Origin of the sequence: Roseobacter sp. HKCCD6576-2, assembly GCF_013179285.1 — a bacterium.
Lineage (GTDB): Bacteria > Pseudomonadota > Alphaproteobacteria > Rhodobacterales > Rhodobacteraceae > Rhodophyticola > Rhodophyticola oceani.
The window spans coordinates 811,484-836,018 of record NZ_WVNW01000002.1 but is presented as its reverse complement, the minus strand read 5'-3'; the positions used below and the strand labels follow the sequence as shown (position 1 = coordinate 836,018).

The following is a 24,535-nucleotide window of genomic DNA, read 5'->3' as shown; positions in this document are numbered from 1 at the left end:
AACAATGGAGCGGTGGTCATCGCTTCGCTAGGAGAAAACGATGTATAATTTTGACTTCACACGCCCAAGCAGCATCGATGAGGCGGCCTCGGCGCTTCAGGGCGAAGAGGCGCAAGCTTTGGGGGGCGGGCAGACGCTTATCCCAACCATGAAACAACGGCTGGCCGCGCCCGCGACTCTGGTGAGCCTCACGGGCATATCCGAGATGCAGGGCGTGTGTCTGAGCGATGCGGGCGAGGTCTGCGTCGGCGGCGCGACGCCGCACGCGGTGGTCGAGGCCGAAGCGGCAGCGCATTTCCCGGCGCTGGCGGCATTGGCCAGCCGGATCGGTGACCCGGCGGTGCGCAATCGCGGCACCGTTGGCGGGAGCCTCGCCAATAATGACCCTTCCGCCTGCTATCCGGCGGCGGCGCTCGGGACGGGGGCCACAATCAAGACCAACACCCGCGAGATCGCCGCGGATGACTTCTTTGAGGGCATGTTCACCACGGCCCTGCATGACGGCGAAATCATCACAGAGGTCCGTTTCCCGGTGGCCGAGGCCGCGAATTACCAGAAATTCGTGCAGCCAGCCTCACGCTTCGCCCTCGTCGGTGTGTTTGTGGCGAAATATGCCTCTGGCGTCCGCGTGGCGGTGACCGGTGCGTCTGAAGATGGCGTGTTCCGCTGGTCCGAGGCGGAGGCGGCCCTTTCGGCCAATTTCTCCGCCGATGCGATTGCGGGTTTGAGCCTCTCCGGGGAGGGTATGATTTCTGACCTCCACGGGTCCAGCGATTACCGGGCGCATCTGGTCAAGGTGATGACCGGGCGAGCCGTCGCTGCCGCTTAAATCGACGGTTTTGGAACCATGGAAAGCCCCGCCAACCCGGCGGGGCTTTTCTTATTCAGGATCAATCCAATAGGGATCGATCGGCAAGTCGGCCAACTCGCGTTTGTCCATCCGAGCGATGTCAGGATGAGACAGCGGATCCCGCCGCCAGCGGCAGCGCGGCGACGGTTCGCGCGACACGCGCCAGGGCCGCAGGAAGGAGGAGAGGGAGAGTGTCTGTAACATGGCTATAGACATACTCTTCCTTTCAGCCTCATGTTATGGAGAATGCGCGAAGTCATCTTTAGGAAAACTAAATGCTTGAACTGAACCGCGTCCATCTCTCTGGCCTCAGGGCGGTCGAGGCGGTTGGCCGCCTTAAAGGGTTGCAACCCGCCGCCGAAGAGCTTGGGGTTTCCGTCGGCGCCGTTAGCCAGCAGGTCAAGAAAACCGAAACAGCACTTGGCCGGACGCTTTTTCACCGGACGCCCGGGGGGATGCAGCCAACTGCGGCGGGCGAGGAGGTTTTGGTGCACCTGAGCCGGGGCATGGCCGAGCTTGCCACCGCCATTCGCCTCGCCGGGCGCGGTCAGGAGGATCGGCTGGTGGTCTCCGTGGCGCCGATCTTTGCCAGTCGTTGGCTTGTCTGGCGGTTGAGCAGTTTTCATGCGCTGCATCCTGATGTTCGGGTCCGGGTTGAGCCGGATATGACGCTGGTCAATCCCGACGAGGCGGATGTGGATGTGTGTATCCGTGTTGGGCGCGGCGGGTGGCCTGGCGTGAAGGCGGATAAGCTCTTGGATCAACGGGTCTTTCCAGTCTGCACCCCGGAGATTGCGGCCAAGCTCAAACGCCCGGAGGACTTGGCCAAGGTTCCGGTGATCCGCGAGAACGAGGCATTGTTTGGCTGGGATGTCTGGCTGGGCGCGCAAGGGATCAGCCCGGAGATTCTAGGCGAGGGGCCGACCTATGCCGACGCCTCGCTCTGCCTCGACGCGGCGATTGCGGGGCAGGGGGTTTTCCTGGCGTGGGAGACGCTGGCTTGCCCGGCGCTCGGTATGGGGCAGTTGGTGGCGCCGTTCCCGGAGCGCCCGGCAACGGGGGTTCATTACTGGGTGATCACGCGGCAATCGAGCCTCCGCGCGCGCGCGATTGCGCAGTTCACAGAGTGGTTGAAAGCCGAAATGGCCGCCTCGGTTCGAGAATGGCGGGCGCAGGAGGATGGTTAGGCTATGGCGTTGAGCGAGCGGGAAAAAATGGCAGCGGGAAAGTGGTATCGCTGCCTCGACGATGAGCTGGAAGAGATGCGAATGGCCGCGCGGCGCGCGGTGCATCAACATGCAACGATGGATCCAGATGCGCGCGGAGCGATGGCACCGATGCTGCGGGCGTTGTTTGCCGATGTGGGGGCGGATGTGACGCTCGAGGCGCCGTTTCACTGCGCCTATGGCGTGAACATTTCCTTGGGCGATCAGGTCTACCTCAACGCAGGCTGTGTGATTCTCGACACCGCACCAGTGACAATTGGATCGGGGTCAATGTTGGGGCCGGGCGTGCATATTTATTGCGCCGAGCATGATCATGATCCGGAACGCCGCGCGGCGGGTTGGGAAATTGCAAAGTCGGTGACGCTTGGTACCGATGTTTGGATTGGCGGCGGCGCGATCTTGCTGCCGGGCGTTTCCATTGGCGATGGCGCGATTGTTGGGGCCGGGTCTGTTGTCACGCGAGACGTCGCGGCGGGCCAGACCGTGGTCGGCAACCCGGCGCGGGCACGCGGGTAACCCCAGAAAAAAGGCGCGGCGGGATCAGACCCGCACGCGCCTCTTTTTCAGCGTCTCATCAAAGGATTACTTGGCGGGCCCGATCATCATGACCATCTGGCGGCCTTCCATCTTGGGCATGTTTTCCACCTTGCCCAACCCCTCGACATCCTCAGCCACCCGCTCCAAGAGCTCCCGACCAAGATTCTGGTGCGCCATTTCACGGCCCCGGAACCGCAAGGTGACCTTCACCTTGTCGCCGTTTTCCAAAAACCGGGTGACGTTGCGCATTTTCACTTCGTAATCATGGGTATCGGTGTTGGGGCGGAACTTCACCTCTTTCACCTCAATGATTTTCTGCTTCTTCCGCGCCTCGGATTCGCGCTTTTGCTGTTCATATTTGAACTTGCCGAAATCCATGATTTTACACACTGGCGGATCGGCATTGGGCGAGATCTCAACCAGGTCCAAACCGGCTTGATCGGCCAGTTCCATGGCGCGCGCGGGCGATACAACGCCGACATTTTCACCTTCGGCGCCAATAAGGCGTATTTCGGTGGCCCGAATGCGGTCATTGACGCGGGGGCCGGTTTCGCGCGTAGGCGGCGCGTTATGGGGTCTGCGGGCTATTGGATTTTTCCTTCTGTAGCCAATCAAATCAGGCCCCGAACCTAACTGTCGATTGGCCTGCGTTCAAGACGAAACCCAAGCGAGCGCTTGCCGAGGGGAGCGGGGGCTGCGGTTTCCCATTGTGCGTGCTTTGGACTGCGCCTATGTGCGGACTCGTATCCGTTTGAACATCTTTGGGGGACTAAAATGAACCGAATTATTATCATTGTTGTTGTGCTTCTTGCCGTGGCCGTAGGGGGGTATTTCCTGACCCAAGGTGGCGATGAAGCTCCGATGGCCGATGCGGTTGAAGACGCCGTTGAAACAGTAACCGACGAGGCCGAGGCCGCCGCTGCGGAAGCAGAAGCCGCCGCCGCCGAAGCTGCTGCCGCTGCTGAAGCGGAAGCCGCCGCCGCTGCAGAGGCCGCCGCTGCTGCCGAAGCTGAAGCTGCTGCCGCCGCCGAGGCCGCTGCTGCGGAAGCGGAAGCCGCTGTTGCAGAGGCTGCCGCCGCCGCCGAGGCAGAGGCCGCCGCCGCAGAAGAAGCTGCTGCCGAGGCCGCCGCCGCAGCGGAAGCCGAAGCGGCCGCCGCAGCGGAAGCCGCAGCTGCAGAAGCTGAGGCCGCCGCGGAGGCCGCTGCCGCAGAAGTCGATACAGCGACCGAGACCGCGACGGAGGCCGTCACCGATGCGGTTGAAGCCGCCACCCCCGACTTGGCCTCGATCCTGACGGTGGATGGGTTTGATGCCGATGCCGCCCTGGCCGCGGTTGATGGTTCCGACCTGAACCCGGTGATGAAAACCACGCTCAGCACCGCCATCGAAGGCGCGCGTAACAACCCAGAGCTGGTCGAGGGCGTTGTGACCCAGGTCCGCGAGGCGCTTGGTCTCTAAGCCAAACCCTGTTCGAAAATGTAGAAACCCGCGCCACACCCGCGCGGGTTTTTTCTTGGCTGAACCTGTCTTGCGCTGGCTTGGGGTCGCAGCCGATCGACCGAAAGACCTGCTCTACGTCTCAGACGTGCGGATTTCGTCAATGATCCGAACCAGTTCCACGGAATAGTATTGGCGCTGTTTCTGGAACTCGTCGGAGTTGAGGAACACCATATGGCGGGCCAGTTCACCGCGAGCCACCTCGCGCCATTCGGTCGAGTGCGTGTTGGCGAGAACCGCGTCGAGCGAATAGAGCATATGGGCCACGAAAAGCTCGTATTCGACCATGCGGCCCGCCTCGGCCAGTTTCTCATGATCCGGCGAAAGAAGGTCCGGCCGTTCAAGCGCCTCCTTGAGATAATCGCGAAACAGGCTTTTCGCCATGTTTTCGCTTTGAACCGAGCGGTACGAGCGGACTTGGACGATGGCAATGACAACACCAATCACCGCGACGAGGGCGGCAATCGCGGTGCCAAACCCGCTGATGATGGTCGCGAGATCGATTAGGGACATGTCATGGATGCTGTTCATATGCGCCTCCTAAACCTGTGCTCAAGGCGCCAAGCCAGCGTCTCGCGCCCTGACCATCCGTTATGCGGTCAGGGAAGATAACCCGCGAGCATCGACGCTGTTCCGCCAAGCGGCCATCGCCCCGATACCGTATAGATTGACCGCGCGGCGCAGGGCTTAGTCCAGAAACGCCTTTTCCACGACGTATTGCATCGGCTTCGAATTGGCGCCTTCCTCCAACCCGTATTCCTCCAGCATCTCTTTCAGTTCGAGATTGAATGCGAGATTGCCGCAAATCATCGCCCGGTCATTTTCGGGGCAAAGCGGCGCCACGCCCAGATCGGCAAACACCTCGCCGGACCGCATCAAATCAGTGATCCGGCCCATTTTTGGGCTCTCTTCGCGGGTTGTGGTCGGGTAATAGCGCAGCTTCTCGTGGAAGCCTTCGCCCATCAACTCGGCCAGCATCTCGTCATTTCGGATGGTCTCGATTACCTCCGCGCCGTACGCCAATTCGCCAACCTCGCGGCAGGTATGGGTGAGGATGATCTCGTCATAATCCTCATAGGTCTGCGGGTCGCGCAGCAGGCTTGCGAAGGGCGCAAACCCGGTGCCCGTGGCGAAAAACCAGATGCGTTTGCCGGGCAAAAGCGCGTCATGAACTAAGGTGCCGACCGGTTTCGGGCGCAGGATGATCTCATCACCGGGCTGGATATGCTGCAAGCGGCTGGTCAGCGGGCCGTCTTGGACCTTGATCGAATAAAACTCCAGCTCGTCATCCCAGGAGGGCGAGGCGATGGAATAGGCGCGCAGGAGCGGTTTCTGTTTTCCGGTTTTCGGGTCCGCGTCGCCCATCAGCCCGATCATCACGAACTCGCCTGAGCGGAACCGCAAGCTGGCAGGCCGCGTCACGCGGAAGGAAAACAGCCGGTCGGTCCAGTGTTTGACATGTGTCACGGTCTGGGCGTCGGGCAGGGTGGGGACGGGTTTCGCGGCGGTTTGTGTCACGGGTGTTTGCTCGGTCATGCTCATATCACGGCTTTAGCAGCCGCCCTTTGTCTTAGGCATTGATCTGGATCAGGGAAAGGGGGATCAGCCGCGCAGGCGCGCCTGGTAGTGATGCGCCTGCCAGTTGGCGCGGGCCCGCCACTGCGCTTCGGGCTGGCGCGCGGCCAACTCGGCACTGATCTCAACTTCGTCGAACCCGGCCCGCCGCGCCATGGCGTATTGATCGGCCAGAACATGGCCCGCCGCACGGAGACGACCGGTGTAGCCAAGCGCGCGGAGCTGCCGGGCAAGGGTAAATCCCCGACCATCGGCAAAGCTGGGGAAGGCGATGCGGATCATCGCGATCTGGTCGAGGGTGTCGGCCAGAGGCTGGATATCATCATCGGACGCGATATCCACACCGCCGCAATTGGCGGCGATCCCGTCGGCCAAAGCGGCAAATCCGCCGGTCCAATCGTCCGTTTCAAAACCTGTGTCACGCACCAAAACCGGATCGGTCATTTCGTGCCTCTTTTCGTTGTCCAAACTGTCTTTATCGGCGCCATCACGACGCCTGTTTTAGCGGGCCGCGCACCATGCGCCCATCGATGAAATGAATACCGCACTCGTCTTTGTCCTGGCCCTGCCAGCGCCCGGCGCGCGGGTTTTCGCCGGCGGCCACCGGCTTGGTGCAAGGCGCACAACCGATCGACGGATAGCCCTTGGCAACCAAGGGATGGCGCGGCAGGCGGTTGTTGATCATATAATCCTGGACGTCCTCAGGTGACCAATGGGCCAATGGGTTGATCTTGATGCGGAAATCACCCTCTTCTTCGAAGAACTGTAGGGCGGCGCGCTGCCCACCTTGGAACCGTTTCCGACCGGTGATCCAAGCGTCAAACGGGGCCAGCGCGTGGTTCAGCGGCACGGTTTTGCGTAAAGTGCAGCAGGCGTCAGGGTCGGTCTGGTGCAAATCGCCATCGGGGTCATGCGCCGCCAGGCTGGTTTGGCTGGCGCGGATGATCCGTAGGTCTTCCAGGCCGAGATGGGCCGCGAGTTCTTGCTGGTAAGTGAGTGTTTCCGGAAACAGCATTTCGGTGTCGATGAACAGTACCGGTGTCGCGCGGTCGATCTCCGCGAGCATATGCAGCAGCACCACCGATTCCGCCCCAAAGGAACTGACCAAAGCGATCCGGCCCGTATCTGGGTCACTTAACGCATGGCGCAACACAGCGGTCGCCGAATGGTGGCGATAGCGCGTGTTGAGCAACGCGGCGCGTGTGGAGACAGGGGCGTCAAGCGGCATCGGCCTTGGCCTCCGCCGGGTAAAGCGCAGCTTTGAACGGCGCGAGGCCGAGGCGGCGATAGCTTTGCAGGAAGGTCTCGTCGGGGCTCTCGCGCAGGTCGAGATAGGCATAGACCAGGCGCTCGATCGCCGGGATGATCTCGTCCGCGCCAAAACCTGGGCCAGCCCGTTCGCCAATGCTGGCATCTTCCGTGCCGTCACCACCAAGGGTGATCTGATAGTTCTCCACACCGGCCCGGTCGAGGCCGAGGATGCCGATATGACCGACATGGTGGTGCCCGCAGGCATTGATGCAGCCGGAGATTTTGATCTTCAGCGGGCCCACATCATGTTCAAGTTTCAGCTCATCAAACCGGGTTGCGATCTCTTGCGCGATCGGGATCGAGCGGGCCGTGGCCAGGGCGCAGTAATCCATGCCGGGGCAGGCGATGATGTCGGAGATCAACCCGATATTGGCGGTGGCGAGGCCCGCGTCGCGCAGCGCCGCATAGATCGCGGGCAAATGACGACGCGGCACATGCGGCAGGATTACGTTCTGCTCATGAGAGATGCGCAGCTCATCATGGGCATAGGTTTCGGCCAAATCGGCCATCACACGCATCTGATCAGCGGTTGCGTCACCCGGGGTCGCACCATGAGATTTCAGCGAGATCGAGACAATCGCGTAGCCATCCCGCTTATGGGTATCCACATTTGTATCCACAAAGGCGCGAAACGCGGGGTTTGTTGCATATGTGCTATCATAGTCGCCAGTATCGGCAGATTCGAAGCGTGGTGGCGCAAAGTGAGATGTGATTTCCGACAGCATCTCTTGATCAACCCCCGCAAAGGCGGGCTTGCGGGCGGCAAATTCATCCCCAACCATGCGACGGATCTCGTCCAGGCCGGTTTCATGCACCGTGATCTTGATCCGGGCTTTGTATTTGTTGTCGCGACGGCCGAGCAGATTATAGACCGCGACAATGCTTTCTAGATAGGGCAACAGGTCGTCGCCCGGCACGAAATCCGCCAAGACCTTGCCGATCATAGGCGTTCGGCCGAGGCCGCCGCCGACGAGGATTTGATAGCCAATTTCGCCATGCCGCTCGACGATGCGAATGCCGATATCATGGGCGGCGGTCACCGCGCGGTCATTTGGGCTGCCGGTGACGGCGACTTTGAACTTGCGGGGCAGGAACTGGAACTCGGGATGGTCGGTCGACCATTGCCGGATCAACTCGGCCACGGGCCGCGGATCGGCGGTCTCATCGGCGGCGGCGCCAGAGAAATGATCTGCCGTGACGTTGCGGATCGTGTTGCCGGAGGTCTGGATCGCATGCATGCCGACATCGGCCAGCGCGTCCAACATGTCCGGCACGTCCTGCAGTTTCGGCCAGTTGTATTGGATGTTTTGCCGCGTCGTGAAATGGCCATAGCCTTTGTCCCACCGCTCGGCGATCATCGCCAGTTGCCGCATCTGCCGGGAGTTCAGCGTGCCATAAGGGATCGCCACGCGCAGCATATAGGCATGCAATTGCAGATAGAGTCCGTTCATCAAACGGAACGGCTTGAACTCATCTTCAGTCAGGGAGCCATCGATGCGCCGCTCGACCTGAGACCGGAATTGCGCGTTGCGCTCCTGAAGAAAGGCGGTGTCGAACTCGTTGTAGCTGTACATCTGGATCGCTCCGGTTGCGTTATTTTGAGCATGTCGTGCGGCTGTGTGGGCCGGGTGGGTCTATCGGAATAGCGGGCGGGGTTTCGGCATAGATCCCTATTCGTTTGGATAGGGCGTCAGGCGCCTGCCTGCTTTCCATGGTGGTAATTGGACGGGCCGCGGCTGCGAAAAGCTTCGCGGAAATGGGTGGGTTCCGGCCCCGCCGGTCCGGCTTTGACATCGGCCAGATAGGGGCCAACCACACGGCCCGGCTGCATCTCTGCATCCAGCAGGCGGAGCTGCGCATGGGCCTCGTCTTCGATCAGCTCGGCCTCGGTGAGCGTTCGGGTCCAGCGGTCATCTTCGGTCAGATAGACCACATCGCCTTCGAGAAGCGCATTTGCGGTGACGACTTTCGGCGTAAAGGGGCGGGGCATCAGGCTTGATCCTTTTGCAGTTGCGGGAGGGCCAGCGCCGCATCGCGGGGTGCCAGGCCATAGAGCAGAATGGCGGGGCCGGACATGTTGGCGGCGTCAATATCGGCAGGCAGGCGCGCCAGCGTGGTGGCGAGCGTTTGGCCATCGGCGCGCGAGGCATTTTCGACCACGGTCACGGGCGTGTTGGGCGCGGCACCATGCATCAAAAGCCGACCTTGCAGGAAGCGCGCACCTTTCTTGGCCATATAGATCGCGGCGACCTCACCCGGACGGGCGAGACCCCGCCAGTCATGTTCGGCAAAGCCCTTCACGTCATGACCGGTCAGAAACCGGAGCGCCGAGTTCCGGTCGCGTTTGGTCAGGCTTTGGCCGATCCCGGCGGCGGCGGCGGATGCGGCGGTGATGCCCGGAATGATCGACCAGGCGACACCGGCTGCGTCCAGCGCATCAACTTCCTCGTCCAAGCGGCCATAAACCGTGGGGTCGCCAGATTTCAGGCGGACCACATAGGCGCCTTGAGCGGCATGCTCGACAATCAAGCGGCAGATCTCGTCTTGCGACATCGACGGGCCGAACCCCTCCTTGCCGGCATTGATCATCAGGGCTTCGCGGCGGGCAAGTTCGAGGATTTCGGGCGCGACGAGGCGGTCATAGATCACCACATCGGCCTCATCAAGGGCGCGGCGGGCTTTCAGCGTCAGCAGTTCCGGATCGCCGGGGCCTGCACCGACCAAGGCGACACGGCCCGGTTGGCTGTCACGCGAGAGATGATCGGAGAGGAGGGCGTCCAACCGGGTTTGAATACCGGCCTCACCCTCTTGCGCGAGCGCTTCCGGCCCGGTCTTGAAGTAGTAGTCTGACCAGAAATCGCGCCGCGGGCGACCCATCGGCAGAGCCTCGACCGCCTTGCGGAAGGTTTTCCCGATCCGGGCCAGCAGGCCCAATTGCACAGGCAGCCGCGCTTCGAGGTCGGACTTGATCGCGCGGGCCAGAACCGGGGCCGCGCCTTCGGTGCCAATCGCCACGGTCACCGGGTCACGGTCAACGATCGCGGGTGTGATGAACTGGCTTTGGCCAAGATTGTCGACCCAGTTGGTCAGCGCGCCATCCGCTTGCGCAAGGCGGGTCACGCGGGCGTCTTCGGCATCGTCCTCGTTGGCGGCGTAAAAGAGCGCGGCGCAGAGGGCATCGCCTGCAGCCAGGGCGCGTTTGGCAAGGGTCAATTTGCCTTGGGCCGCCCAATCCACGATCTCTTGCGCCGGGTCTGCAGCGAAGACCGTCAGATGTGCTTCGGTCTTGAGCAACAGGCGCAGTTTGGCCAGCGCGGCCTCTCCTCCGCCGGAGACGACGATGCGGCGGCCAGCGACGGCGAGGAAGATCGGAAAATGCTGCATCTGAACGGGACCTGTTGGCTGCGATTACCTGTCATAGATAGAATAATTTCCCAAGATTTGGCAGATCACGCTTGCAGATAGGAACGCATGTTCTGTACATCGCGGAAAAGCGAATGCCGTGTTTGGTCAAAGAAAGGGCGCGCGAATGTCTGTTCAGGTCGATGAGATGGACCGGAAAATCCTACGGGCCTTGCAGGAGGATGCGAGCCGGTCGCTGGACGATATTGCCAAGGAAGTCGGCTCGTCCAAGACCCCGGTTTGGACCCGGATTCGCAAGCTGAAGGAGGCCGGGATCATCGGGCGGCAAACGGTGATTTTGGATGCCGAAGCGCTTGGGCTCGAGGCGTGTTTCTTCGTGCTGATCCGCACCTCGGAACATGAGGCGGAATGGCAGCAGGCCTTCCTTGCCGCGTTGCAGGCCCGGCCCGAGGTGATGGAGGCGCATCGGTTGGCCGGGGAGATCGACTACATCCTGAAAGTCCGGGTGCCGAATGCGCGGGCCTATGACGCGTTTTATCAGGCGCTGATCTCGGAAGTGCGGATCTACAATGTGACCGCGCTTCTGAGTATGGAAGAGATCAAGTCAACGCCACTTCTGCCGCTTGGACCAGCTCCGTCGAAATCTTAGCGCTTTGCTCTAAGCTTTTGTGAACCGGGCATTTATCGGCGATCTCCAGCAGCCTTTGCCGTTGGTCCGCATCCAGATCGCCGGTCAGCGTGATGGCCCGCGTGAAATGATCCAGCGGCATCGCCGGGCCTGCCGCGTCTTGGCCATGGACCCGATTATGGGTGACATCGACCGAGACATGATCCAGCGGCCAACCCTTGCGGCGGGCATACATCCGGATCGTCATCGAGGTGCAGGCGCCAAGCCCGGCGGCGAGGAATTGGTAGGGCGTCATACCCTGGTTCGTGCCGCCATAGCTGAGCGGTTCGTCGGCATAAGCGTGGTGGAACGGGCCGGCCTGGACATCTTGCAAGAAGCCGTCTGAATTGGCCTCCGACACGCGCGTGATCCCTTCGGGCGCGCCGGGTGGCGGGGCGGGCGGGCGCAGATTGACATAGCGGGCGACCCAAGCGGCGATGACCTCGGCGGCGTATTCCGCGTCTTCGGGGCGGCTCACCAGATGATCAGCGCTGTCAAGCGTGACGAAACTTTTGGGATGTTTTGCGGCGATGAAAATCTGCGTTGCGTTCTCGACACCGACAACGGCATCGCGCGGGGCATGCATCACCAGAAGCGCTTTGTTCAAGCTCGCAATCGCCGGTTCGATATTCTCGGCCTTCACATCTTCGACGAAGCCGCGACCGATCCGAATGGGGCGTCCGCCCAGATTGACCTCGCCCACGCCCTCGGCGGCGATCCGGTCGAGCGCATCACCGAAATTATGGGTGACATGGCCCGGGTCAAAGGGCGCGCCGATGGTGGCAACGGCTTTGACACTCTCGATCTGGCCCGCCGCGCGTAAAACCGCCGCGCCGCCAAGTGAATGGCCGATCAGGAGCGCGGGCGGCATGCCGCGCGCGGTAAGTGTTTCGGCGGCGGCCAGAAGATCGCCCACATTGGAGGTGAAGGAGGTGTTTTCAAACTCGCCCGCTGAATGCCCTAGCCCTGTGAAATCAAACCGCAAAACCGCAAACCCCATCGCCGCCAGACGCGAGGAGATGCGCCGGGCCGCGGCAATGTCTTTGCCGCAGGTGAAGCAATGCGCCAGGATTGCGGTCGCCAGATGCGGCCCATCCGGCATATCAAGCCGGGCGGCCAGATCGGCGCCGGTCGAGCCGGGAAAGGTGAAACGGTCGGTGGGCATGGCGGATGGCTCCTGATGGCTAGACTGCCAGAATGTGGGCGCGGGGCCAGCGAGACAACCCGCGTGACATTGATTTCACGGCCTCGTGTTGGGAGAGTGTGCAGAGGTGATGTGCGGTGATGCGAAAGAGGGGCTGAATTGGGCCGGGTGTTGAGATGGGCGCTGCGGATTGCCGGTTTTGCCTGCGCCTTGGCTATTTTGGGCGGATATCTGAGCGCGCTGCATCCGATCGGTGATTCTCTCGCGGTGTTTCGGCTGTGGCTGGCGCTTGTTTTGGCCGTCATTGCCATAGGGTTGGTTTTGCTTGGCGCGCGGCGGTTTGGGGGCGCTGCTCTTACCCTGGCGGTTGTGGGCGCAGCGCCAATCGCGCTGGCTGGTCTCGTGCCGACTGGATTAGCGGCGCAAGATGGGCGCGAGACGCGTTCGCTTTATCAGAAAAACCTGTTGTTTCTCTTATCCGACGCTGAACCCCTCTTGGAGGATGTGCGCCTTACATCGCCCGATTTCATCACCTTGCAAGAAGTGAGCGCCAGCAATCGGCGGCAGGTCTATGATGCCCTCCCTGCGACCTACAATCGGCATATCTGCCCTTTTGCCGGTGTCGGCGCGGTGGCGGTCGCGGCCCGGTTCGAACCGGTTGAGGGAAGCCGGATTTGCCAGGAGGGGTCTGGCCTTGCTGCCATGCAGGTCGTGACGCCAGACGGCCCAGTTTGGGTGGTCTCGATCCATCTGCACTGGCCCTGGCCCTTTGGCCAAGCGGCTCAGGTCGAGGCGCTTTTGCCGGTCCTGAACAATCTCGAGGGGCCGGTCGTGATTGGCGGCGATTTCAACATGGTGCCCTGGTCACATGCCGTGCGTCGCATCCGAGCCGCCGCAGATGTCGAGGTCGGTGCCCCGATCCGGGGCACGCTGCGAGAGCGGTTTCCGCTAATGCCGCTCCCGATCGATCATGTTTTTACCCCGTCTGCGCCGATCCTGACCTACCGACCGCGTCTGGGGTCCGACCATAATGGTGTTCTTGCCCGGTTCGACCTAGCCGCCCATTAACCGCGCATCATAGGGATAGCTGATCAAGTTCTCATACCCATCCTCGGTGATCAGCACCTGATCTTCGAGCTTGATGCAGAAATCGCCATCTTCCTCACCAATCAACGCCTCGACGCAGAGCATCATGCCGGGTTCCAGCACCGCCTCAAACGCGCCCTCTTTGTAGTGGTCGGGATAGTCGATATGGGGCCATTCATCGCACAGCCCGACACCGTGCATCCGGCAGGAGTATTTCCGCTTGTCATATTTCGGGTCCAACTGGTGGCCCTTGAAGACCAAATCGCGAAGCGGCACACCAGGCGCCAGAAGCTCCATATTGGTCATGATATGTTCATGGCCGTGCTGCATGGCCGCGATCATATCGGGGCGCGGATCACCGGGGCCGACCCACCAGCTGCGCGAGATATCGACGCAAAGCCCGTAGCAGCCGATCAGATCGGTATCGAGGGCGCAGATTTCGTTTTCCTGGACGACCCTGGGGCCACATTCCTGGAACCAGGGGTTTGTGCGCGGCCCCGAGGCGAAGAGGCGGGTTTCGATCCATTCGCCGCCACGTTTGATATTCTCCGCATGCAGAACGGCCCAGATCTCGTCTTCGCTTTTGCCAGGCGCGATGGCCTCTTCCATCAGCCCAAGCGCGGTTTCGCAGGCATGGACGGCGCAGCGCATGGCGAGGATTTCATCGGGGCCTTTGATGGCGCGGGCCTTTTCGGTGACCTCTTCGCCTTCTTCCAGTGTGAACCCGGCGGCTTCGAGCTTGCGTGCGCCGGTCAGCATGATCTTATCGACAGCGAGCCGCGTATTGCTGCCCGCATGGGCGCGCATCACCTCGGCGACCTCTCCAACGAAGCTTTCCGCCGCCTCCTCGATTCGATCCCCGACGGAGAAATAGAACATCGATGCGCCCGAGCGCACCTCGCGGACCAGCGGGTTGTGATCGGCCAGAAAGGGCGAGTTCTTGTAATCCCAGAGCACCATATGCCCATCGGCGCAGACCAGGCAGGCGCGGAACGGGTTATGGGTGTTCCAGAGCTGCATATTCGTTGAGTCGGTGGCGTAGCGGATGTTGAGCGGGTCGAACATCAACACCCCGCCATAATCGCGCTCGACGAGCTTCTCGACCAGCCGGTTCAACCGGAACTGCCGCAAGCCCGCCAGATCGGGCAAGGTCAGGCCCGCCGCTTCCCATTCCCGATAGGCCAGCATCGTTGGCCCGATCTCGATCCGGTCATTGTCGTTGAGGGTGCCATCGTCCAGGGTCACGCCCTTGGTCGGGTCGATCTTGCGCTCATGACGGCGATAGGCTTCATTCATCGCGAGGTGTCCTCCCAGAGATTTGACATCAGCCTGCGGGCTCCAATCAGGTGGAGCGCGCCAGAACGCGGCACCAAAAGGGTCGGATTTGGACCATATCTGCCAAAATTCGCTGCCAAATGCGCCTTGGATGGCGCCCGCGACCCGGCGTTTGCCGGGCGTGCAGCCCTTGGACATGTCGGAATGGCTGGTGGTTGATGAGGCCTTCGCAGCGCAGATGGCGCTGCGGGATCGGTTGCTTTCGGAGCGGCGGGCGGAGGTCTATGCCGAGGGGGCAGAGGCCGCATCCCGGGAGCTTTTGGCGCTGATTTTGCGCCATTTGGGTCCGGAGTATGATCGCACGGCCTCTCGGGTGACGCGACCGGATGGTGTTGCGGTGCCCCTGTCTGATCTGCCGCTTTTGGTGGCCGGACGGTTGGTGCAAGAAGACCTTTGTCTCTTGCAGAAACCAGAGGGCGGGGCAGAGCATGTGCTCAGCGCTGCCGTGTTGTGTTTCCCGGCGTCTTGGACTTTGGCGGAGAAGATCGGTCGCCCGTTGACCCGGATTCACCGGCCAGTTGCCCCCTATGACGAAAGCATGGCGACCCGCGTGCAGCGGCTTTTCGATCTGATGCATTCCGACCGCCCGATGTGGCGGCAAAACGCGCTGTTTTACGAAGATCCCGCGCTTTACCAACCGGTGCCGGAGGCTGCGCCGCGCGAAACATCGGCGGGCCGCCCTGGATTTGTCCGATCCGAGCGGCAATGCCTGCTGAAACTGCCCGAAACCGGCGCGATTGTGTTTTCGATCCACACATGGGTGCTGCCATTCGCGCGCTTGACGGCGGCACAGCGGGCAGGGTTAGAGAGCCATCCGATTGAAACCGCGGACCGATCATGACCGATGTGACCGAACAATATGAGGCCTATCCCTATCCCGCCCGCGACCCGGCGGAGGAGAAGACGCGCCTGATCACCGGCTCGCCCAGCCATCCGTTGGAGATCGACCATTTCCTCTTTGCCGGGCAGCGGGATTGGTCGCAGCCTTTCCGGGTCCTGGTTGCAGGCGGCGGCACGGGCGATGCGCTAATCCAACTTGCACAAGTGCTGACAAGTGCCTGGAAACCCTATGAAATCACGTATCTCGACCTGTCGAAATCGTCGCGTAAGATTGCCGAAAGCCGGGCCAAGACACGCGGCTTGACCGGGATCAGCTTTCACACCGGCTCGCTTCTGGATGCCGCGCAATATGGGCCGTTTGATTACATCGATTGCTGTGGTGTGCTGCACCATCTGCCCGAGCCGCAATTGGGGTTTGATGCGCTTGGCGCGGCGCTGGCCGATGGCGGCGGGATCGGGTTGATGGTCTATGCGCCCTATGGCCGGGCCGGGGTCTATCCGTTGCAAGAGGCGTTTGGTACGCTCTTGACCGGGTCGCCGCGAGATCGGCTGCGCCGGGCGAAGGCGATTTTGGCGCGTCTGCCCGAAGGGCACCCATTCAAACGCAACCCGCATCTGGGCGATCACCAAGATAGCGATGCGGGGTTTTATGATCTGCTGCTGCATAGCCAGGACCGGCCCTACACGATCCGGCAATTGGTCGAGACCCTGGCCAAGGCAGGGTTGGAGATGGTCGGCAGCCCGCAAGCGCATCTCTATGATCCAGCGCCGCTTTTGGGCGACCCGGGGCTGCTGGTGGGCTTGGATGATCTGACGCGGATGGAACTGGCCGAGAAACTCCGGGGCACGATCAAAACCCATGTGGTGTATGCCGCCCACAATGCGGCGGGTCGTGTGGCGCGCCCGAGCCCACATGCGATCCCGCATCTGAAAGGCGTCACGGGGCCAAAGCTGGCCGATGTGATCATGAAGAAAGGGGTTTTACCGGTCACGCTTGGCGGCGAGAAGATCGAGCTGCCGGTTTCGGCGGCGGCCGGGCAGATGCTGCGCCATGTCACGGGCCGGGCCGATCTAGCGGCCATTGCGCGGGCCGCGGAATTGGACCCGGTGGCGTTTGCGTCGATCTGGAACCCAGTTTCGGCGGATCTGACCCGGTTTGGCCTGATGTATTATTCGACGCTTCTGAAACCTTAGCCTGCGACGTCTTACATCTTGAAATGTTTGGAGAGTTTCAGGCCCTGACCCTGGTAATTCGATGACAGGTCCGCGCCATAAAGCCGGTCGGGCAGGGCGGCCATCTTTTCATAAACCAAGCGGCCCACCACTTGGCCATGTTCCAAGACAAAGGGCGCCTCGTGGCAGCGGACTTCCAGCACGCCGCGCGCACCGGCGCCTCCGGCGGCGGCATGGCCAAAGCCCGGGTCGAAGAAGCCCGCGTAATGCACCCGAAACTCGCCGACCATGGCCAGATAGGGCGACATCTCGGCGGCACAATCGGGCGGGATCGTCACCGCTTCGCGACTGACCAAAATGTAAAACGCGCCAGGGTCGAGGATGATCCGACCGTCTGAGGTGCGCACTTCCTCCCAGAAATCGGCGGGGTCATAGCCCGCGATATTGTCCAGATCGATGACGCCGGTATGCGGCTTGGCGCGGTAGCCAACGAGATCGCCCTCCGCCGGTTCCAAATCCACGGAGAAACCGAGTCCCTCATCAATCACCGCCTCACCGGAGACCAAGGGGCTCTCGGCATGACGGGTTCGCAGATCGTCGTCGCTCAGCACGGCTTGGCCCTGACGGAAGCGGATTTGGTTGAGCCGCATGCCCGGACGGACCAGGACACTGAAGGAGCGGGGGCAAATCTCGGCATAAAGCGGGCCGGTATAACCCGGGGTGATCCGGTCAAACTCAACCCCGCCATCGGTGATCGCCCGGGTCAGAAGGTCGAGGCGTCCGGTTGAGCTTTTGGCATTGGCGACCGCGCTGATATCCTCGGGCAGCGCCAGCGCCTCCATCAACGGCACCACATAGACGCAGCCCTTTTCCAGCACCGCGCCCTCGGTCAAATCGACCTTGTGCATCTCAAACTCGGCCAGCCGCTCGGCGACACTTGCGCCGCCCCCGGCCAAGAAGGACGCGCGCACGCGATAGGCCGTGCTGCCCAAACGCAGATCAAGGCTGGCCGGCTGGATCTGGTCATCGGTCAGGGGCCGCTCAATGGTGATCTCGCCCCGGTCGAGCATGCCTTGGATCGCGTGGTCTGGCAGAACGCCTTGCATCTGGCTCATCCCCTCCTGGCCAATCAAAAAACCGCCCCGCCCAAACGGGCCGGGGCGGTTTTTGTGTTGGTCGGGCTAGCAGGACTCGAACCTGCGACCTTCCGTCCCCCAGACGGACGCGCTACCAGGCTGCGCCATAGCCCGAACTTCCGCCCTTCTAGCGATTTTGCGGGCACGTGCAAGGTGGAAACCGGCGGGGAAAAGGCGGGCATCGACGCGGATCAGGATCGCGGCGTGGCCAGACGGTCACGCAACACCTCAAGCCGCGCAACCAGCGGGATCAGCGCTTTGCGGCGGTCTTCCGAGAGCGCCGGGAGACGCGAGACCAGATCGCGGAGATGATCTAATGCATCGCCATCGGTCACCGGCGCGGGCGAATCGGCGGCGGGCTCCATCTCGCCCGTGTCTGCCGCGCCCGCATCGGCGTCGGCGGGGGATGTATCGGTAGGGGCGGGGTCTGCGCTCGTATCGGAGGGAGCCGGTTCTGCAACGTCCTCCGCCGCAGGCGCTTCCGTCTCCAAAAGTTCGCCTTGGGTGGGTTGCTGCTCCACGGCTGCGCCGTTTAGGGCCTCAGTCGCAGCCTCTTCAAAGGGCGGTGCGAGGCTGGCGATATGGGCGATGCCTTCTTCGCGGATCATCTTCTGAACGCCGCGGATGGTCAGGCCCTGGTCATGCAACAGCACCTTGATCCCGCCGACCAGTGCCATATCGGCAGGTCGGTAGTAACGGCGGCCACCCGCGCGTTTCACCGGTTTGATCTGCGCGAATTTGCTTTCCCAAAACCGCAGCACATGGGCTGCAACGCCAAGCCATTCGGCCACCTCGCGGATGGTGCGGAAAGCTTGGGGCGATTTGGACATCTCTGCGCCTTACTTGCGATTGCCCGCGGCGACGCGGTCTTTCATCAAATGGCTAGGACGGAAGGTCAGGACCCGGCGCGGCAGGATCGGAACCTCTTCACCGGTCTTGGGATTGCGCCCCACACGGGCCGTCTTGCTGCGCACCGAGAAGGTGCCGAACGAGGAGATTTTGACCTGGCCGCCTTCGACCAAGCTGTCGGACATCACTTCCAACACGCGCTCCACCAACTGGGCGCTTTCATTGCGTGACAAACCGACCTCGCGAAACACCGCTTCGCTCAAATCCATCCGTGTAAGTGTCTTCCCGGCCATTCCAACTTCCCCCGTTGAATTTCCAGGCAGCATGAGTGATGGGATTTCTCAAGTCAATATCAAGGGCTTGTGGATAAGCGCTGATTTGCCGTTCGTACGGGTCTTACCAGCGCAGAACCACCGCGCCCCAGGCCAGCCCGCCGCCGATCGCCTCGGCCACCAGAACATCGCCCTGTTTGATCTGTCCGCGGGCGACGCCAACGGACATGGCGAGGGGAATCGAGGCCGCCGATGTGTTGCCGTGATCTTGCACCGTGACCACGACCCGATCCATGCCGACGCCCATCTTCTGCGCCGTCCGGCTGATGATCCGCAGATTGGCCTGATGCGGGACGATCCAATCGACGTCATCGGCCCCCAATCCGGCCTTATCCAAAGCGGCATGGGCGGTTTGTGCAAGCTTTTCAACGGCGTGCCGGAAGACTTCTCGCCCCTGCATCCGCAAAACACCGGTGGATTGTGTCGAGGACACACCGCCATCGACATAGAGCAGATCGCGATACTGACCGTCAGAATGCAGATCGACCGAGAGGATGCCGCGATCGTCAGAGGTGCCAGTGCCGTCTTGCGCTTCCAGGATCAGTGCGCCCGCGCCATCGCCGAACAGCACGCATGTGGCGCGGTCTTCCCAATCCATGATCCGGCTGAACGTCTCCGCACCGATGACCAGCACCCGTTTGGCCTGCCCCGAGGCAATGAATGCCTGCGCGGTGGACAGCGCATAGACAAACCCGGCGCAGACCGCCTGCACGTCGAAGGCGAAGCCGGTTTTCAGGCCGAGGCCCGCCTGCACCATCGTGGCGGCAGAGGGGAAGGTGAGATCCGGCGTCGAGGTCGCCACGATCAGCGCATCGATATCGCCTGCCGTAAGGCCGGCATTGTCCAGCGCAGCATTGGCGGCTGCGATCGCCATATCCGAGGTCGTTTCCCCCTCGGCGGCAAAATGGCGACGCTCGATGCCGGAGCGGGCACGAATCCACTCGTCGGTGGTGTCGATTTTGCCTTCGAACTCGGCATTGGGCACAACCCGCTCGGGCAGGTAATGGCCAATACCAACGGGGACGGCGCGCAGGGTCATGCTTTGGTCTCTTCTTCTGCATCGAGAATGGCGGCTGCGGCCGCCGCCTCGGCGTCGGAAATGCGGGCGGCCAGGCGCTCGGTGAAATCTGCAGCGGCCAGCCTCGCGGCCAGTTTGATCGCCGCGGACATGCCTGTTGGGTCTGAGGACCCATGCGATTTCACGATCGTGCCGTTCAGGCCCAGGAACACGCCGCCATTGACCCGCCGCGGATCAATCCGCTTGGACAGGCGGCGGAGCGAGGTATAGGCCAGAAGCGCCGCGATGCGGGACAATGGCGAATAGCGAAACGCCTCTCCCAACAACTCGCGGATCATCCGCGCGGTGCCTTCACCGGTTTTCAACGCGACATTGCCCGAGAAGCCATCCGTCACGATCACATCGACTCGATCCGAGGGCAGATCGCCGCCCTCGACATTGCCGACAAACTCGAAATCCGCCGCCGGTGCGACCCGTTCGATCAGGTCATGGGCCATTTTCAACTCGGCCCGACCTTTGTGATCCTCGGTGCCGACATTCAACAGGCCGACGCGCGGGCGGGTCAGATCAAGGCCGTTGCGGGCATAGCTGACACCCATCAGGGCGTATTGCAGCAGATCTTCGGCATCGGCGCGGATATCGGCGCCCGCATCCAGCATCACATTGAACCCTTGCGGATTGCGCGAGGGCCAGAGGCAGGCAATGGCCGGGCGATTCACCCCGTCGATTTTGCGCAAGCGCAGCATCGACATCATCATCAGCGCGCCCGTATTGCCGCAACTGACCGCAACCTTGGCCTCTTTGTTGCGCACGCTTTCAACCGCCGACCACATCGAGGTGTTCTTGCCATGGCGCATAACCAAGCTGGGCTTTTCATCCATCGAGACGACGGCCTCGGCATGGCGGATGTCGCAGCGCTCCGCCAAGCCTTTTTTGCGTTCGATCAGACGGCGCAGCTCAGCGGCATTGCCGTGAACGATGAACCTGAGATCGGAGTTTTTGCTGGCCGATTTGGCCATGCCCGACACAACGGCAGAGGGGCCAAGATCGCCCCCCATTGCATCAATCGACAGAACCGTACCCGGAACCTGGGTTCCGGTCAGTGCCGTCGCCTCTGTCATGCCGCGCCCGGGCCCTTAAGCAGCGTCGTCGTCGAGGTCGATCTCGTCGGCCTGCGCGATGACTTCGCGATCCGCATAATATCCGCACGAGGGGCAGACGTGATGCGGGCGCTTCAGTTCACCACAATTGGGGCATTCATTTGGGTTATCGGCCACCAGCGCATCATGCGAGCGGCGCATGTTGCGGCGCGATTTGGTGATCTTGTTCTGGGGGACAGCCATGTCTCAACCTCGAATTTCGGCGGGGTCGGCTGGGCCGGTTTCCCCTTGGTTTCTTCGTTTCTATTCCTATTTCACGCCTCAGCCAAGCGGCCAGCGGCAGACCCGTCCGTCCGGGCGCATCCTTCGTCAAAAGGCGCGTCTTTGCTTGGCGGCGAATGAGGCCGGGAACATAGCCTGATTCCTGTGCCATGCAAGCCCTAATCCGGCCTTGCGGATAAAGGGCCTAATCGCCCTGGTTCTCTTCGTCATCTGGCGTGTCTTGCAACGTCTCTCGCAGCCCTGCCAGACCGGCAAATGGGCGGGCATCTTCATCGCGCATCGGGGTCACGCCTGGTGCGGAAAACACCGCTTCGCCCAGATCGGCGCCGTCGGCGCGGGGGTAAAGCGGCAGGTTCAGGGCCAACGCCTCGATCATTACCTGGGCCAGATCAATCACCGGGGTGAGTGGTTCGAGTGTGTCGTCTTCCGGCATCTCGACCTCTTCCTCGTCACCTTGTGGCTCAGGCAAGTCGCGAAGGAATCGCCGGGTGACATCGGCCTCGATCCGGGTTGTCACAGGGGCCAATGTGACAACGCAGGGCTGAATCACGGTGGCCCCCAGATGGGCGTCGAGCCGGAGTTCATCTTCGGAAAGCAGATCAAGCGTGCCTTTGAAACGGAGTTTGCGCAGCCCATCAATGTTCAGATCCGTCGCAATCGCGCTCATCGCCTCGGCATCGGGAACCACCTCGAACGGTTCGGCGCGGTCGCGGCGCAAATCGGCGATGCGGCGGGGCACCTGCGGAAGAGAGGACATGATATCTGTCTCCAAGGGCAAGGGATTGGCGCGGGCAGCTTGCTCTGTGCGCACGGGTCGGGTAAGCCGATAAAAAGGTTTGGCGGGCCTGGCAAGGGCTTGCATCAGAAGGGTTGGGCAATGGCGATCGGGCATATCTCCCCCATTTGGCAGCGGGCGCGGCTTGGCATGGCGGCGTTGGCGATATGTGGGATGGCGGCCTGTTCGGCCACCTATAACATTCACGGATATATCCCGCCTGAAGAGGAGTTGGAGGTGATCCTGCCCGGGGTCGACACTCGCGAAAGCCTGCAGTCTTCCGTTGGACAGCCCGCAGCCACGGGAGTGATCCGCGAAGATGCTTGGTTCTATACCGACTACCGGATTCGCAACTTCGCCTATCGCGCGCCAGAGATTGTCGAGCGCAACATCGTCGCCATCTCATTTGACGACGATGGAGTCGTACAGAATGTCGAGCGATTTGGTCTAGAGGATGGGCAGGTGGTGCAATTGTCCCGCCGGGTCACAGAGAGCAGCATCCAAGAGGTCACTGTGCTGAGCCAGATTCTGCAGAGTTTCGGCCGGATTGATGTGGCCAATATCCTGGGCGGCGACAACTAGCATTTGCTTAACACCTTGTCGTTTTGCTGACATAGTCCCACGTTATCGGAGTGAAACTGGTTGTCGGCTTCTTGAGCCGCGATCGGATATGATGCCCAGCAAAGGCAGGAGCTCGGGCCATGTTGAGTTTGCGGAAAGGGCGCTATCGCGTCCGATTTGCCGATACGGAGGCCGATCTAGAGGCGGCCCAATCTCTGCGCTATCTCGCGTTTCGGGCCGGCTCTGCGGACACGCCGCAGGTTGGCCTTGATAAAGACGCTTATGATACCGCCTGCGCGCATGTGTTGGTTGAAGAGTTGAAAACCGAGCAGCTCGTCTGCTGTTTCCGGTTGATGCACCTGTCCGACGGGGCTGAGATTACGCAATCTTACTCGGCGCAGTACTATGAGTTGTCGGCGCTGACCAGCTTTGATGGTCCGATGGTCGAGATGGGGCGGTTCTGCATTCATCCCGCTTATAACGATCCCGATATTCTGCGTGTCGCTTGGGGGGCGATGACAGCTTATGTGGACCGGGAAGGGGTGGAGATGCTGTTTGGCTGTTCGTCCTTCCATGGGGTTGAAGCGAAAGAGTATTACGATGCCTTCGCCCTGCTTCGAGATCGGCATATCGCGCCGAAACGCTGGTTGCCCCGGGTCAAGGCGCCCTCGGTCTTTCGGTTTGCCAGCCGGTTACGCCGCAAGCCCGACCTGAAATTGGCCCAAGCCAAGATGCCACCGCTCTTGCGCACCTATCTGTTGATGGGTGGTTGGGTCAGCGATCATGCGGTGGTCGATCAGGATTTGAACACGTTGCACGTCTTTACCGGACTGGAGATCAAAGCGATCCCGCCCGCGCGGGCGCGCTTGCTGCGGGGCGTTGCAGGTTAGCTTTCCTCTTTGGCTCGATCCCAGCGATTGAACAGATGGCTGAGCCGTTGGCATGGGCGCGACCGTCGTCTACCGATCAGTAACCGCGGTTCCATCGGGCGATTGCGTGGGCGGGGCCGAGTGGTGCGCTGCTGAGCCAGGTTCCCGCAAGCTTCCGCGGGCGGGCGCCGCTGCCCAGCTGGAATCGCGCCAGCCCAGGGGTTTGAGCGGGGGTATAGGGACCAAGGTCAATCCGGTCATGACCTAATGCAGCAAGTGTTTGCATTGCGTGCCAGAGCAGCGAGTTGTGGGCCGATTGGGCCCGACCTTCCGGACCTGACCAGCCGATATGGTAGGTGGCGGTTGCACCATGGCTGAGAAACAGCATCGCGGCGCGGACATCCCCCCCTGCGCGCGCTGTAAAAAGCTTGACCGCGGCCGGGTCGGCCGCCGCCATCGCCAGAGTGACAGCATGGGGCAGGGTCCGATGGCGAAGGCGCCGCCGTCGCGCCCGGTCTTCGGCCAAGAGCCAATGCGCCGGGTCTGGTCGGAAGCTGTCTTGGGTCACGACCAGCGGGGTTTTCTCTGCATGACGCAGGCGGTTGCGCCATTTTCCATGCATGCGCGCCAGCCAGTCTTCTGGGCCGCCAGACAGCGAGATCTCAGCAATCTGTCTGGGGGATCTGAGGTGCAGAAATCCGGCCGCGCTCGCGGCTTGTGCGTCCGCATCCGTTTCCGCTCGCAAAATCAAATGATTGAGCCGCAACGCGCCGCGCAGCCCAAAGAATGCATCAGTGTGCGGTTGCCCTGCCCAAACGGGACCACGTGAAATCACCCCAACCGATCCCAGCCCGAGCCATCGTCGCCGAACAACCACGGCGCGCCCGCCGGGGAAGACATGCGAAATTGCCTTGATGCCGGTGGTGTTTAAGGCATCAGCGAAGAGGCGCGATTGTTGTAGCGGCAGGGGAGCGGTGTGTTGTGCGGGCGAGACATCGAACATGGGGCT

General features: G+C 61.8%; 29 protein-coding genes and 1 tRNA gene. 10 read left to right on the top strand and 20 right to left on the bottom strand.

The features are described from left to right. Nucleotides 1–40 precede the first annotated feature (40 nt). A complete protein-coding gene (locus GTF44_RS11160) occupies nucleotides 41–829 on the top strand; it encodes a xanthine dehydrogenase family protein subunit M (RefSeq protein WP_171559193.1) in 789 nt (262 codons plus the stop codon). A gap of 51 nt (nucleotides 830–880) precedes the next feature. Here the strand turns inward: GTF44_RS11160 and GTF44_RS11155 are convergent, their stop codons facing one another. Beyond that, nucleotides 881–1,054, bottom strand: coding sequence for a hypothetical protein (locus GTF44_RS11155; protein WP_171558672.1), 174 nt, complete (start codon nucleotides 1,052–1,054; stop codon nucleotides 881–883). Nucleotides 1,055–1,125: 71 nt separating this feature from the next. On the opposite strand from GTF44_RS11155, the gene GTF44_RS11150 reads away from it, so the two are divergent. Both GTF44_RS11150 and GTF44_RS11145 read left to right on the top strand, forming a co-directional pair. After that, the gene (locus GTF44_RS11150) at nucleotides 1,126–2,037 is read left to right on the top strand and encodes a LysR substrate-binding domain-containing protein (RefSeq protein ID WP_171559196.1); all 912 of its coding nucleotides are present in this window, start codon (nucleotides 1,126–1,128) and stop codon (nucleotides 2,035–2,037) included. Between the two features lie 3 nt (nucleotides 2,038–2,040). Further along, nucleotides 2,041–2,592 (top strand): sugar O-acetyltransferase, encoded by a 552-nt coding sequence (locus GTF44_RS11145; protein ID WP_171559198.1) that lies wholly within the window; start codon nucleotides 2,041–2,043, stop codon nucleotides 2,590–2,592. A gap of 66 nt (nucleotides 2,593–2,658) precedes the next feature. On the opposite strand, the gene infC is transcribed toward GTF44_RS11145, so the two are convergent. Next, nucleotides 2,659–3,201 carry a translation initiation factor IF-3 gene (gene infC / locus GTF44_RS11140; RefSeq protein ID WP_145217043.1) on the bottom strand — a complete coding sequence of 181 codons (543 nt, stop codon included), beginning with the start codon at nucleotides 3,199–3,201 and terminating at the stop codon, nucleotides 2,659–2,661. Between the two features lie 186 nt (nucleotides 3,202–3,387). Between infC and GTF44_RS11135 the strand changes: the two genes are divergently transcribed. Beyond that, a complete protein-coding gene (locus GTF44_RS11135) occupies nucleotides 3,388–4,071 on the top strand; it encodes a hypothetical protein (RefSeq protein WP_171559201.1) in 684 nt (227 codons plus the stop codon). 114 nt (nucleotides 4,072–4,185) lie between these two features. Here the strand turns inward: GTF44_RS11135 and GTF44_RS11130 are convergent, their stop codons facing one another. From GTF44_RS11130 to cysG, 7 genes are all read right to left on the bottom strand, one after another. Next, a complete protein-coding gene (locus GTF44_RS11130; RefSeq protein ID WP_171559204.1) occupies nucleotides 4,186–4,641 on the bottom strand; it encodes a hypothetical protein in 456 nt (151 codons plus the stop codon). Nucleotides 4,642–4,797: 156 nt separating this feature from the next. After that, complete coding sequence (locus GTF44_RS11125) at nucleotides 4,798–5,646, bottom strand: ferredoxin--NADP reductase (protein WP_171559206.1); 849 nt, start codon at nucleotides 5,644–5,646, stop codon at nucleotides 4,798–4,800. 66 nt (nucleotides 5,647–5,712) lie between these two features. Beyond that, nucleotides 5,713–6,129, bottom strand: a complete 417-nt coding sequence (locus tag GTF44_RS11120; RefSeq protein WP_171559209.1) for a DUF934 domain-containing protein — start codon at nucleotides 6,127–6,129, stop codon at nucleotides 5,713–5,715. A 43-nt stretch (nucleotides 6,130–6,172) separates the two neighbouring features. Further along, nucleotides 6,173–6,913 (bottom strand): phosphoadenylyl-sulfate reductase, encoded by a 741-nt coding sequence (locus GTF44_RS11115; protein ID WP_171559212.1) that lies wholly within the window; start codon nucleotides 6,911–6,913, stop codon nucleotides 6,173–6,175. Next, the gene (locus tag GTF44_RS11110) at nucleotides 6,903–8,570 is read right to left on the bottom strand and encodes a nitrite/sulfite reductase (protein WP_171559215.1); all 1,668 of its coding nucleotides are present in this window, start codon (nucleotides 8,568–8,570) and stop codon (nucleotides 6,903–6,905) included. Before GTF44_RS11110 ends, GTF44_RS11115 begins: the two co-directional genes overlap by 11 nt. 116 nt (nucleotides 8,571–8,686) lie before the next feature. Then, nucleotides 8,687–8,986, bottom strand: a complete 300-nt coding sequence (locus GTF44_RS11105) for a DUF2849 domain-containing protein (RefSeq protein ID WP_171559218.1) — start codon at nucleotides 8,984–8,986, stop codon at nucleotides 8,687–8,689. Then, the gene (cysG, locus tag GTF44_RS11100) at nucleotides 8,986–10,380 is read right to left on the bottom strand and encodes a siroheme synthase CysG (RefSeq protein WP_171559221.1); all 1,395 of its coding nucleotides are present in this window, start codon (nucleotides 10,378–10,380) and stop codon (nucleotides 8,986–8,988) included. Before cysG ends, GTF44_RS11105 begins: the two co-directional genes overlap by 1 nt. A gap of 145 nt (nucleotides 10,381–10,525) precedes the next feature. On the opposite strand from cysG, the gene GTF44_RS11095 reads away from it, so the two are divergent. After that, the gene (locus GTF44_RS11095) at nucleotides 10,526–11,008 is read left to right on the top strand and encodes an Lrp/AsnC family transcriptional regulator (protein ID WP_145208337.1); all 483 of its coding nucleotides are present in this window, start codon (nucleotides 10,526–10,528) and stop codon (nucleotides 11,006–11,008) included. Here GTF44_RS11095 and GTF44_RS11090 read toward each other — a convergent pair. After that, nucleotides 10,959–12,191 carry a bifunctional alpha/beta hydrolase/OsmC family protein gene (locus GTF44_RS11090; protein WP_171559223.1) on the bottom strand — a complete coding sequence of 411 codons (1,233 nt, stop codon included), beginning with the start codon at nucleotides 12,189–12,191 and terminating at the stop codon, nucleotides 10,959–10,961. The two genes, GTF44_RS11095 and GTF44_RS11090, sit on opposite strands and share 50 nt — an antisense overlap. Nucleotides 12,192–12,338: 147 nt before the next feature. On the opposite strand from GTF44_RS11090, the gene GTF44_RS11085 reads away from it, so the two are divergent. Then, complete coding sequence (locus GTF44_RS11085; protein WP_171597670.1) at nucleotides 12,339–13,238, top strand: endonuclease/exonuclease/phosphatase family protein; 900 nt, start codon at nucleotides 12,339–12,341, stop codon at nucleotides 13,236–13,238. Here GTF44_RS11085 and dddP read toward each other — a convergent pair. After that, nucleotides 13,224–14,552 carry a dimethylsulfonioproprionate lyase DddP gene (gene dddP / locus GTF44_RS11080; protein ID WP_171559228.1) on the bottom strand — a complete coding sequence of 443 codons (1,329 nt, stop codon included), beginning with the start codon at nucleotides 14,550–14,552 and terminating at the stop codon, nucleotides 13,224–13,226. The genes GTF44_RS11085 and dddP overlap by 15 nt on opposite strands. A 130-nt stretch (nucleotides 14,553–14,682) precedes the next feature. Here dddP and GTF44_RS11075 point away from each other — a divergent pair, with 130 nt between their 5' ends. After that, entirely contained in the window at nucleotides 14,683–15,432 is a 750-nt protein-coding gene (locus tag GTF44_RS11075; RefSeq protein ID WP_171559231.1) for a DUF3445 domain-containing protein, read from the top strand. Further along, on the top strand, nucleotides 15,429–16,625 hold the full coding sequence (locus GTF44_RS11070; RefSeq protein WP_171559234.1) for a bifunctional 2-polyprenyl-6-hydroxyphenol methylase/3-demethylubiquinol 3-O-methyltransferase UbiG: 1,197 nt from the start codon (nucleotides 15,429–15,431) through the stop codon (nucleotides 16,623–16,625). Before GTF44_RS11075 ends, GTF44_RS11070 begins: the two co-directional genes overlap by 4 nt. An 11-nt stretch (nucleotides 16,626–16,636) precedes the next feature. Here GTF44_RS11070 and GTF44_RS11065 read toward each other — a convergent pair whose 3' ends face one another. From GTF44_RS11065 to GTF44_RS11030, 8 genes are all read right to left on the bottom strand, one after another. Then, a complete protein-coding gene (locus tag GTF44_RS11065) occupies nucleotides 16,637–17,710 on the bottom strand; it encodes a 2'-deoxycytidine 5'-triphosphate deaminase (protein ID WP_171559856.1) in 1,074 nt (357 codons plus the stop codon). A gap of 67 nt (nucleotides 17,711–17,777) precedes the next feature. Next, a tRNA-Pro gene (locus GTF44_RS11060) sits at nucleotides 17,778–17,854 on the bottom strand. A gap of 77 nt (nucleotides 17,855–17,931) precedes the next feature. Continuing rightward, a complete protein-coding gene (locus GTF44_RS11055; RefSeq protein WP_171559237.1) occupies nucleotides 17,932–18,570 on the bottom strand; it encodes a MerR family transcriptional regulator in 639 nt (212 codons plus the stop codon). A 9-nt stretch (nucleotides 18,571–18,579) separates the two neighbouring features. Next, complete coding sequence (ihfA, locus tag GTF44_RS11050) at nucleotides 18,580–18,882, bottom strand: integration host factor subunit alpha (protein ID WP_145208351.1); 303 nt, start codon at nucleotides 18,880–18,882, stop codon at nucleotides 18,580–18,582. Nucleotides 18,883–18,985: 103 nt separating this feature from the next. Next, nucleotides 18,986–19,960, bottom strand: a complete 975-nt coding sequence (locus GTF44_RS11045; protein ID WP_171559239.1) for a beta-ketoacyl-ACP synthase III — start codon at nucleotides 19,958–19,960, stop codon at nucleotides 18,986–18,988. Beyond that, on the bottom strand, nucleotides 19,957–21,060 hold the full coding sequence (gene plsX / locus GTF44_RS11040; RefSeq protein ID WP_171559242.1) for a phosphate acyltransferase PlsX: 1,104 nt from the start codon (nucleotides 21,058–21,060) through the stop codon (nucleotides 19,957–19,959). Before plsX ends, GTF44_RS11045 begins: the two co-directional genes overlap by 4 nt. Nucleotides 21,061–21,075: 15 nt before the next feature. Next, nucleotides 21,076–21,282: a 50S ribosomal protein L32 gene (gene rpmF, locus GTF44_RS11035; protein ID WP_145208357.1), complete on the bottom strand. Its 207-nt coding sequence runs from the start codon at nucleotides 21,280–21,282 to the stop codon at nucleotides 21,076–21,078. A gap of 223 nt (nucleotides 21,283–21,505) precedes the next feature. Next, nucleotides 21,506–22,078, bottom strand: coding sequence for a DUF177 domain-containing protein (locus GTF44_RS11030; protein ID WP_171559244.1), 573 nt, complete (start codon nucleotides 22,076–22,078; stop codon nucleotides 21,506–21,508). A gap of 120 nt (nucleotides 22,079–22,198) precedes the next feature. On the opposite strand from GTF44_RS11030, the gene GTF44_RS11025 reads away from it, so the two are divergent. After that, on the top strand, nucleotides 22,199–22,678 hold the full coding sequence (locus GTF44_RS11025; protein ID WP_171559247.1) for an outer membrane protein assembly factor BamE: 480 nt from the start codon (nucleotides 22,199–22,201) through the stop codon (nucleotides 22,676–22,678). 119 nt (nucleotides 22,679–22,797) lie between these two features. Beyond that, a complete protein-coding gene (locus GTF44_RS11020; RefSeq protein WP_171559249.1) occupies nucleotides 22,798–23,547 on the top strand; it encodes a GNAT family N-acetyltransferase in 750 nt (249 codons plus the stop codon). Nucleotides 23,548–23,623: 76 nt separating this feature from the next. Here GTF44_RS11020 and GTF44_RS11015 read toward each other — a convergent pair whose 3' ends face one another. Continuing rightward, a complete protein-coding gene (locus GTF44_RS11015) occupies nucleotides 23,624–24,529 on the bottom strand; it encodes a GNAT family N-acetyltransferase (protein WP_171559252.1) in 906 nt (301 codons plus the stop codon). Nucleotides 24,530–24,535: the final 6 nt, after the last annotated feature.

What these genes read in the sequence shown, in the direction of transcription:
- GTF44_RS11160 (WP_171559193.1), top strand. Translation starts at nt 41, where the DNA reads ATGTATAATTTTGACTTCACACGCCCAAGCAGCATCGATGAGGCGGCC.
- GTF44_RS11155 (WP_171558672.1), bottom strand. Translation starts at nt 1,054, where the DNA reads ATGTTACAGACACTCTCCCTCTCCTCCTTCCTGCGGCCCTGGCGCGTG.
- GTF44_RS11150 (WP_171559196.1), top strand. Translation starts at nt 1,126, where the DNA reads ATGCTTGAACTGAACCGCGTCCATCTCTCTGGCCTCAGGGCGGTCGAG.
- GTF44_RS11145 (WP_171559198.1), top strand. Translation starts at nt 2,041, where the DNA reads ATGGCGTTGAGCGAGCGGGAAAAAATGGCAGCGGGAAAGTGGTATCGC.
- GTF44_RS11135 (WP_171559201.1), top strand. Translation starts at nt 3,388, where the DNA reads ATGAACCGAATTATTATCATTGTTGTTGTGCTTCTTGCCGTGGCCGTA.
- GTF44_RS11130 (WP_171559204.1), bottom strand. Translation starts at nt 4,641, where the DNA reads ATGAACAGCATCCATGACATGTCCCTAATCGATCTCGCGACCATCATC.
- GTF44_RS11125 (WP_171559206.1), bottom strand. Translation starts at nt 5,646, where the DNA reads ATGACCGAGCAAACACCCGTGACACAAACCGCCGCGAAACCCGTCCCC.
- GTF44_RS11120 (WP_171559209.1), bottom strand. Translation starts at nt 6,129, where the DNA reads ATGACCGATCCGGTTTTGGTGCGTGACACAGGTTTTGAAACGGACGAT.
- GTF44_RS11115 (WP_171559212.1), bottom strand. Translation starts at nt 6,913, where the DNA reads ATGCCGCTTGACGCCCCTGTCTCCACACGCGCCGCGTTGCTCAACACG.
- GTF44_RS11110 (WP_171559215.1), bottom strand. Translation starts at nt 8,570, where the DNA reads ATGTACAGCTACAACGAGTTCGACACCGCCTTTCTTCAGGAGCGCAAC.
- GTF44_RS11105 (WP_171559218.1), bottom strand. Translation starts at nt 8,986, where the DNA reads ATGCCCCGCCCCTTTACGCCGAAAGTCGTCACCGCAAATGCGCTTCTC.
- cysG (WP_171559221.1), bottom strand. Translation starts at nt 10,380, where the DNA reads ATGCAGCATTTTCCGATCTTCCTCGCCGTCGCTGGCCGCCGCATCGTC.
- GTF44_RS11095 (WP_145208337.1), top strand. Translation starts at nt 10,526, where the DNA reads ATGTCTGTTCAGGTCGATGAGATGGACCGGAAAATCCTACGGGCCTTG.
- GTF44_RS11090 (WP_171559223.1), bottom strand. Translation starts at nt 12,191, where the DNA reads ATGCCCACCGACCGTTTCACCTTTCCCGGCTCGACCGGCGCCGATCTG.
- dddP (WP_171559228.1), bottom strand. Translation starts at nt 14,552, where the DNA reads ATGAATGAAGCCTATCGCCGTCATGAGCGCAAGATCGACCCGACCAAG.
- GTF44_RS11075 (WP_171559231.1), top strand. Translation starts at nt 14,683, where the DNA reads ATGGCGCCCGCGACCCGGCGTTTGCCGGGCGTGCAGCCCTTGGACATG.
- GTF44_RS11070 (WP_171559234.1), top strand. Translation starts at nt 15,429, where the DNA reads ATGACCGATGTGACCGAACAATATGAGGCCTATCCCTATCCCGCCCGC.
- GTF44_RS11065 (WP_171559856.1), bottom strand. Translation starts at nt 17,710, where the DNA reads ATGCAAGGCGTTCTGCCAGACCACGCGATCCAAGGCATGCTCGACCGG.
- GTF44_RS11055 (WP_171559237.1), bottom strand. Translation starts at nt 18,570, where the DNA reads ATGTCCAAATCGCCCCAAGCTTTCCGCACCATCCGCGAGGTGGCCGAA.
- ihfA (WP_145208351.1), bottom strand. Translation starts at nt 18,882, where the DNA reads ATGGCCGGGAAGACACTTACACGGATGGATTTGAGCGAAGCGGTGTTT.
- GTF44_RS11045 (WP_171559239.1), bottom strand. Translation starts at nt 19,960, where the DNA reads ATGACCCTGCGCGCCGTCCCCGTTGGTATTGGCCATTACCTGCCCGAG.
- plsX (WP_171559242.1), bottom strand. Translation starts at nt 21,060, where the DNA reads ATGACAGAGGCGACGGCACTGACCGGAACCCAGGTTCCGGGTACGGTT.
- rpmF (WP_145208357.1), bottom strand. Translation starts at nt 21,282, where the DNA reads ATGGCTGTCCCCCAGAACAAGATCACCAAATCGCGCCGCAACATGCGC.
- GTF44_RS11030 (WP_171559244.1), bottom strand. Translation starts at nt 22,078, where the DNA reads ATGTCCTCTCTTCCGCAGGTGCCCCGCCGCATCGCCGATTTGCGCCGC.
- GTF44_RS11025 (WP_171559247.1), top strand. Translation starts at nt 22,199, where the DNA reads ATGGCGATCGGGCATATCTCCCCCATTTGGCAGCGGGCGCGGCTTGGC.
- GTF44_RS11020 (WP_171559249.1), top strand. Translation starts at nt 22,798, where the DNA reads ATGTTGAGTTTGCGGAAAGGGCGCTATCGCGTCCGATTTGCCGATACG.
- GTF44_RS11015 (WP_171559252.1), bottom strand. Translation starts at nt 24,529, where the DNA reads ATGTTCGATGTCTCGCCCGCACAACACACCGCTCCCCTGCCGCTACAA.